This window comes from Roseomonas aerilata DSM 19363, assembly GCF_000711725.1.
GTDB lineage: Bacteria > Pseudomonadota > Alphaproteobacteria > Acetobacterales > Acetobacteraceae > Roseomonas > Roseomonas aerilata.
In genome coordinates this window covers 1-7,442 of record NZ_JONP01000095.1, presented here as the reverse complement: position 1 = coordinate 7,442, position 7,442 = coordinate 1, and the positions used below count along the sequence as shown (strand labels likewise).

The 7,442-nt window shown below is 62.6% G+C and carries 4 protein-coding genes and 5 pseudogenes; 6 read left to right on the top strand and 3 right to left on the bottom strand.

Annotated features, from left to right (window positions below; all coding sequences use genetic code 11):
* Positions 1-380, bottom strand: a 380-nt coding sequence (locus tag BO39_RS28640) for an IS110 family transposase (RefSeq protein ID WP_156964126.1), incomplete at its 3' end; no start/stop codon positions are given.
* Between the two features lie 119 nt (positions 381-499).
* On the opposite strand from BO39_RS28640, the pseudogene BO39_RS28635 reads away from it, so the two are divergent.
* The 5 genes and pseudogenes from BO39_RS28635 to BO39_RS28630 all read left to right on the top strand — a co-directional run.
* A pseudogene (locus BO39_RS28635) lies at positions 500-835 on the top strand (integrase core domain-containing protein); the annotation flags it as partial.
* Positions 836-1,516: 681 nt separating this feature from the next.
* A complete protein-coding gene (locus BO39_RS32205; RefSeq protein WP_084698659.1) occupies positions 1,517-2,590 on the top strand; it encodes an acyltransferase family protein in 1,074 nt (357 codons plus the stop codon).
* Between the two features lie 28 nt (positions 2,591-2,618).
* Positions 2,619-2,744: pseudogene (locus BO39_RS34790) on the top strand (IS6 family transposase); the annotation flags it as partial.
* 46 nt (positions 2,745-2,790) lie between these two features.
* Positions 2,791-3,788: pseudogene (locus tag BO39_RS32200) on the top strand (IS5 family transposase).
* Between the two features lie 180 nt (positions 3,789-3,968).
* A complete protein-coding gene (locus BO39_RS28630) occupies positions 3,969-4,703 on the top strand; it encodes an Npun_F0296 family exosortase-dependent surface protein (RefSeq protein WP_169742897.1) in 735 nt (244 codons plus the stop codon).
* Positions 4,704-4,834: 131 nt separating this feature from the next.
* On the opposite strand, the pseudogene BO39_RS28625 reads toward BO39_RS28630, so the two are convergent.
* Positions 4,835-5,799, bottom strand: a pseudogene (locus BO39_RS28625) (IS5 family transposase).
* A gap of 246 nt (positions 5,800-6,045) precedes the next feature.
* Here BO39_RS28625 and BO39_RS34785 point away from each other — a divergent pair.
* Positions 6,046-7,029 (top strand): phytanoyl-CoA dioxygenase family protein, encoded by a 984-nt coding sequence (locus BO39_RS34785; RefSeq protein ID WP_052403006.1) that lies wholly within the window; start codon positions 6,046-6,048, stop codon positions 7,027-7,029.
* Positions 7,030-7,111: 82 nt separating this feature from the next.
* Here the strand turns inward: BO39_RS34785 and BO39_RS35545 are convergent.
* Positions 7,112-7,303, bottom strand: a pseudogene (locus tag BO39_RS35545) (integrase core domain-containing protein); the annotation flags it as partial.
* Between the last annotated feature and the right edge of the window lie 139 nt (positions 7,304-7,442).

Sequence of the window (7,442 nt, the reverse complement as noted above, 5' to 3'; positions counted from 1 at the left end):
GGCTTGGCCGCCCCGATCCGCAGCATGTGCAGGATGACCTGGGCGTCCTTGGGATCGTTCTTGTCCCAGCCGTTGTGCAGCGCCTCCCTCGTGCGGGCCAGGGCGACCGAGGAGATCAGCCGCACGTCGAAGCCGGCCTGCACCAGCCTCCAGGCGAGCGGGCGGTGGTAGTGGCCGGTCGGCTCCAGGCCGACGGTCACCGGGCGCTCCAGGGCGTGCAGCTCTGCCACCAGCCGGTCGTGCTCGGCGCGGGTGTTGGTCACCGTCATCCTGCGGCGCCGCCGGGCCTCGGGCAGCTCGATCAGCACCTCGTTCCTGACCTTGGCGACACCGATGGCGACAAGGACAGCAGTAGGGCGTGTAGGCTGGGACCTGGTCATGACCGGTCGGCTCCTCTCGGTGTGGCTGGACACCATCACTGTGGAGGCTCGCTGGCCGGTCGTGGCCGCCTTTGGACCGGGTCATACCCCGATCCGGCTCATCCTTCCCGATGTGCTATGGGCTGGAGTTCGCCGCCACTGCTGTGAAGGGCTGGATCACCGGGGTGGGCGCAAAGACCGCCTTTATCGAGCCCGGCAGCCCTTAGGAGAACGGCTATGTGGAGAGCTTCAACGGCAAGCTCCGCGATGAGCTGCTCAACGCCGAGGTGTTCAACACGCTCGCCGAAGCCAAGATCCTCATCGAGCGATGGCGACGGCACTACAACACCGTTCGCCCGCACTCCTCGCTGCATTACCGCCCGCCCGCACCTGAGGTGCTCCTGCCGTCATGTCTGCCGTCACCTGCGGGCCATCCACTCAACAGCTCAGGACAAGCCGCGGCCATGCTGAACTAAAAATCTGCCTGGATCCCCCCGTGGGGCTGGTCATCCGTCACAACCAGCATGTCCCTGCTAACCAGCGCCGCGTTCTCCATCTCCGCCGTGCAACCGCTGTGCTCGCCATCCGGCAAGCCGCATAGCACTACCAGCGCGGTCAACTCCTACAGCTACACTTGGCGCGAAAGCTGACAGAACCCACCGACCTGACCGGCATCGGCGGCCGGCTGCGCTGCGAGCGGTGCCACCAGCGCCCGATCGCCGTCTCCTTGGCAGACCGACCGGACCGAGTATCGGACGGCCATGGAGGAGGGCAGAGCGCGACGATCAAACCGCTTCTCTAACCCAGGCAGATCGCCCGGTTGGCCGAAGCAGTGTACGCTGCATCACCGAGCACGGCTGGCGCAACAGAGCGGCCACGAGCGTATAGGCTCACTTCATAAGCGGGCCGGTTCGTGACCCGATGCCGCTGCCGCGGGTTTCGGTGGCGCCGGTCCTTGTTCAATTCGAAGAGCAACGGCGGTGTCCCCATCGGTCATCGGCACGCCCCTGCCCGATTCTACCTCGGACTCAGCTGCGATCCATGCACCAAGGTTGAAGCGAGTATTAACCTTTCAGACGAAGTTGTTACGATGTCAAACCTTTGCCACCAAACCTTTTGGTGTAGAAACCAGACTTGCCACGGGGCGGGAGACATCGATGCAAAATCAGGCCACCGTTTCAGCCAACATCAATGCGTGGCGGTTTTTGCTTATCACCTGCGTGGTGTTCAATCATTCCTTCTCGCTTTATAATAATCTGCCGAGCGCGGAGGCTGTCTCCACGCTGGATTATGCGGTCAACGCCATTACGCGCATGGCCGTTCCCACATTAAGCGTACTTTCCGGCTATTTTTTTTTGCGGACCGAGAAGCGCACCTATTTGGACGTGATCCGTAAGAAGGTCCAGTCCCTCCTAGCTCCTTTTCTTCTCTGGAATACCATTCCGTGTCTTGCTTTCTTGATCCTAAACGAAGTTATTCAGATCGTGCCGGACATGCTGCTTCGGAACGTCGACTGCCACAGACTGTTGGAAATGGCTGTCGCTTCCACTGGGTCACCAGTTAACGGCCCCCTCTATTTCCTGCGCGATCTTTTCGTCTGTTTTGTGATGTTCGGGCTTGTAAAGCGCTGGCTGGGCCGCCCGATTATACTAGGTGCGGCACTTGCCATTGCCGTTCTTAATTATAAGTTCGATCTAGCAGGAATGATCATCATCCGAAACTCCATCCCACTATTTTTCCTCCTAGGGATGGGGTGGCACACCTTATTTCATTTCGAACGATCATCGAAACGGATGGTCGGGCTGCTTGGCGCTCTAGCTGTTGCCATGGTGACCATATGCACCCTTTTTCCTAAAATTTCTGGTGAGGGAAGCTGGATCGCGCTGATTTCTTATTGCACCCTCTCGCGCTTGGTGATCGCATTGATTCATCTCAGGCCAGCACCGAAGCGTCTGGCGCACTGGGGGCGTGATTACGCCTTCACGGTCTTTCTCTCACATTGGTTTGTAATGAAAATATTGCTCGTAATTTGGAGACCTTTTGCGCTACCAGGTGTGACCTTCGAATTGCTGGCGCCGATTGTGACAGTAATCGTGGGAATCGGCATCAAGGACGCTTTGGACGGCACGCCCGACTGGGTTAGCGGGATCGTCACGGGCGGGCGTAGCGAAGCTCCAAGCATGCTAGCGGACAGCCAGAACGGCATTGTCACGTTGTCCAGCTCTGGCTGAAGCGGACTGGTCGGGTGAAGCTGGTGGAATGCCGTCCAAGCCCACCACCTACCCCGGCTATCGCTTCCCGGCCGAGGTGATCCGGCATGCTGTCTGGCTTTACCACCTCTTCAGCCTGAGCCTGCACGACAGCGAGCTTATCCTGGCCGAGCGGATCGGTCGGCGTTGCGATCCGCCCGAGGCAGGATGGCGAGGGGACAATGCCCTGCCGTCCTCGAAGGAAGCCGAGCTTTCGTTCCAAGGCGAATGCCGGCCGCCGTCATCGCATTCCAGAGCAGCGTATCCGGGCGACGAACTGGGCAGAGTACCATGCTGCCCTGCGTGGACGCGGCAGCCTGACCCTTTGGTTCACGGACGCCGCAAACGCAGCGTGGAAGGCTGAGCCGCGGACCACGCGCGGCGAGCAGCCACACCATTCGGCACTGGAAATCACCGAGGCCCTGACCTTGCGAGCCACGTATCGGCTAGCATTGCGCCAAGCCGAAGGTCTGATCGGCTCCATTCTCTCTCTCTGCTCAGTCTCGAGCTGGCCGTGCCGGACCATAGTACCCTCAGCCGCTAGGCCGAGACACAGGAAATCCCGCGGGTTCGGCCTGTTACGCGTCCCATACACCTGCTGGTGGAGACAGCACGGGGCTGCAGCTGTGCGGGCCTGGCGAGTCGCTGGTCGAAAAGCACGGGAGCAGGGCGCGCCGGCCTTGGCGCAAGCTGCACATCGCTGTGGACGCCGACACCGAAAGGATCGTCGCATCATAACTGACGGCGAGCGACGTCGATGACGCCTCACAGGTCGGTCCCGTGCTCGACCAGGTCGCGGACCCAATCGCCTCCTTCACCGCCGACAGTGCCTACGATAAAGACGGCGTCTACGGCGAGGTCACCGTACAGCAGCCCGCTGCTGCCGTGATCGTGCCACCCCGGTCCAGCGCTGTGTCGAGTGCGATGGCCGGAACGGTACCAACCCAGCGAGACCAACACCTGCAGACCATTGCCGAGCGCGGACGCATGGGCTGGCAGAAGGTCACACGCTGCGGTTGGCGAGCCCAGGTGGAGGCGGATATTGCGCTTCAAGCGGGTCATTAGCGGCGGACTGCGTTCATGCACCGACGAGCGCCGTGCGATCGAGGTAGCCATCGCTGTCCGTGCGCTTAACTGCATACTCGAGCTCGGACGGCCAGAGTATGTCCAGCTCGCGTGATCGCCGAGCTGCCGATGGGGGTCATCTGCCTCTAAGCTGGTCCGTGCAATGCAGTCACGTACAGTCCTCGAATTGAGGCACAAACAGTTGAAATACATTAATCTCTGCTTTGGCACAGATGCTGATATGGAAACGCAACGATCGGTGGGGTGGTCCTACCTTTCTAATGCAGGGGTCAAAATGCGCGACATTCTTCTCGCTGGAATTGCCTTGTTAGGTCTGTCTGCCCAAGCCAATGCAGCCCTAATCACTCAGGCCAGCCTGTTCACGCCAACCGCTGTCCCGGGTACCACGACAGGGATTGGCTTGCAGGATGCCACTACACCTTCGCAGGCTTCAATCTCCGGTCCAGGCTACACGATCGACTTTGCCGTCGCAGCCGATCAGGGCATTGTGCGAGGCGCCTCTGCAGGCATCTATGCCGTACCCGTGGCAGGCGTCAGCAACGGCGATCCGACCTACCTGACGGGCGACTTCGGCTCTGCTCAGACCATGAACGCAGGAGTGAGCGGACATTATCTCTCAACCGGCACTGGCTCCATCACCATCACCTTCGCCGCCGCGCAAACTGCCTTGGCCCTGCTCTGGGGCTCGATCGACAGCTCGAATGCAATCAAGTTCAACAATGCGGCCGGCGACACGCTGACGGGCGCGACGGTGCAGAGCTTAACCGATGGCTTTGTCAGCAACGGCTTCCAAGGCCCGGGCGGCAGCGCTTATCTAAGCATCCTCTCCGACACGCCTTTCACCAGGGTTAGCCTGACAAGCGGCGTCGTCTCCTTTGAGGCAGCTGGCCTGATCGCATCGACTGCTCCGATCAGCGTCCCCGAGCCCGCTTCCCTCGCCCTCTTCGGCATGGGCCTCCTAGGCATGGGCCTCGTCCGCAGCCGCAAGAGCACGAACATGCCCTCTTAAGCCGAGGTCTCAGCAAGCAACACAGTGCCACCTGCGCGTGATGCAGCAAGGGCCGGGCGCTTGAGTACCCGGCCCGCCTTGTGAGGCTTGGAGAGACTGCGTTGCACGGACCAGCTTGGAGGCGCAGTCGGTTAACGGCAGGTCCGGGCTCGCACGAGCCGGCCATACTCCGCCCGGCCAAGCTCGAGCATCCGGTTCAGCACGCCGACGGCGATTGCCACCTCGGTCGCGCGGCGCCGGTCCGTGCGCGAGCGTAGTCCGCCGCCAATGACCCGCTTGAAGCGCGCGATATCCGCCTCGACCAGAGCTCGCCAGTTGTAGCCGGAGGCCCTCTGCCAGCCCATGCGGCCGCGCTCGGCGATGGTCTGGAGGTGTCGGTCTCGCTGGGTTGGTGCCGTTTCGGCCATTGCACTTGGCACGGCGCTGGATCGGGGCGGCACGATCACGGGAGTATCGGGGTGCCGTGCAGCGACCTCGCTGTAGACGCCCTCCTGATCGTAGGCACCATCAGCCGTGAAGGAAGCGATGGGGCCCGCTACCTGGGCAAGTAAGGAACCAACCTGAGAGGCGTCATCGACGTCGCTCGCCGTCAGCGATTACGCGACGACCCGCCCGGTGTCGGCGTCCACACCGATGTGCAGCTTACGCTCCCGTGCTTCTCGACCAGCCACTCCCCAGGCCGGCACAGCTGCAGCCCTGTGCTATCCACCAGCAGGTGTACGGGGTGGCGGCCGGGGTGGGACCGAGACACCTCGAGTGTCTCGGCCCGGCGACTGAGGGTGGAGTGGTCCGGCACGGCCAGATCAAGACTAAGCAGCGAGAGAATGGAGCCAATCAGGCCCTCTGTCTGGCGCAAGGCCAGCCGAAACACGGCTCGAAGCGTCAGGGCCGTGTTGATCGCCAGTTCCGAATACCGCGGCTGTCCGCCCCGCGTGGTCCGTGGTTCTGCCTTCCATGCCGCGATCGCCGCGTCCGTGAACCATACGTTCAGACTACCGCGGCCGCGCAGGCCGGCGTCGTACTCACTCCAGTTCGTCGCCCGGAACCGCTGCTTAGGAATGCAGTGACGACGGTCGGCATTGGCCTTGAATGGCAAGCTGCGCTCTCCTGGAGGATGACGAGCCGTCGACCCCCTCAGGAACCTAACCTAGCCAGACCGCCAAGCCGACCTGTGCAACACACTCGCGCAGACCAAGCCGACACGCCTATGATATCCGGCCCGGAGCACCTCGTGGGGGCTGGTCAGCTCAACGGCGGCCTCCGTCTTCTCGTATGAACGATCCTTTAATGCAACGTGCTGGATAATTCAGACGTCTTCAGCACATCCAAGGGTCGGCAGATAATGATCGGCTACGCGCAGCTTCGACCAGGGCGCGGCTTTGAAGCTGGGCGTGCGGCGGCCTACTATGCCCAGCGGCTCATCACTCCCCGTCTGCTGCGAAGGTCAATCTCGCACTGCGTCGCGGCCTCGATCCGGCTGCGGCACGGCGGCATTGCCACTCTCAATGCAAGCCCAGCGGATCCCGCCCTTGCCGAACTGCGGCGGGACGGGCTGGCGATGCTCACCGCTCCCCCGCTGCCGGCAGAGGTGAGCGAGATGCTGGCCTATTTTTGCGGGCAACGCGTCGTCAGTTCAGGGGGACACCTCCAACGCCTGGAGGAGGTGGAGGCGGGCACTTCAATTGCCTCATACCCGCTCGCCACCGTTATCGGTTGCCCCGGCCTGCTCGAGGCGATCAACGCCCCGAGCATTCTGCATTTGGCAACCGAGTATCTCGGCTGCAAGCCCACCATCTCCAGCCTTGGGGTGCGGTGGTCACTGCCGGCTGCCCCCCGGCCCGAGTCCACGCAGCTCTTCCACCGCGACCCCGATGACTGGCGCTTCCTCAAATTGTTCGTCTATCTGACCGACGTCGGCCCTGAGGCCGGGCCGGACGTCTATGTCCGGGGCTCGCACCTAACGTCTGCGCGCTTTCGGGTGAAACCTTATCAACGCAACGCGCTGGAGCGGAAATACGGACCGCAGAGCGTCCATACCATCACTGGCGCAGCGGGCACGGCTTTCGTGGCCGACACTCACGGCATCCACATGGGCATGCCCCCCGCGGGCGCGCCACGCCTAATCCTGCAGGTGCAGTACTCTATTCTGCCCATCTTCGCCTTCCACTACGAGCCCGTGCCGGCTCCCCTTCACTATAGCCCGGATCCCTATGTGAACCGGCTGATCGTGGTGCCCGCCACCGAGATCGCGGGCCTCGCCGCCCTACGCGGCGGCGCAAGCGGGCTGACACGAAGGCTACCTGAAGCGAAACGCTCGCCACCTTGAGAATGACTGACCTTCCCCTGTTTGAGTGGACACGGGTTACAGCCTGGGCGGCCGCGGCGAGTTGTTCCATCTCAGTTGGCGCTTTGTAGCCGATTGCTGAGTGGAGGCGCTGCTGGTTGTAGAAGCCTTCGATGAAGGCGAAGAGGGCTGATCGTGCGGCCTGCCTGGTCGGGCACGGTCCGTCCTCCTCGAGTTCGGTTTCGAGGCTGCCGAAGAAGCCTTCCATGGGGGCGCTGTCCCAGCAATCGCCTTTCCGGCTCATCGAGCAGCGCATGCCGTGCTTGGCCAGCAGGCGGCGGTCGTCATGGGCAGCGTACTGGCTGCCGCGGTCCGCGTGGTGCAGCAGCCCCGGACCTGGCCGGCGGCTGGTGATGGCCATCCTCAGGGCGGTAAGCGTCAGCTCCTGGGCCAGG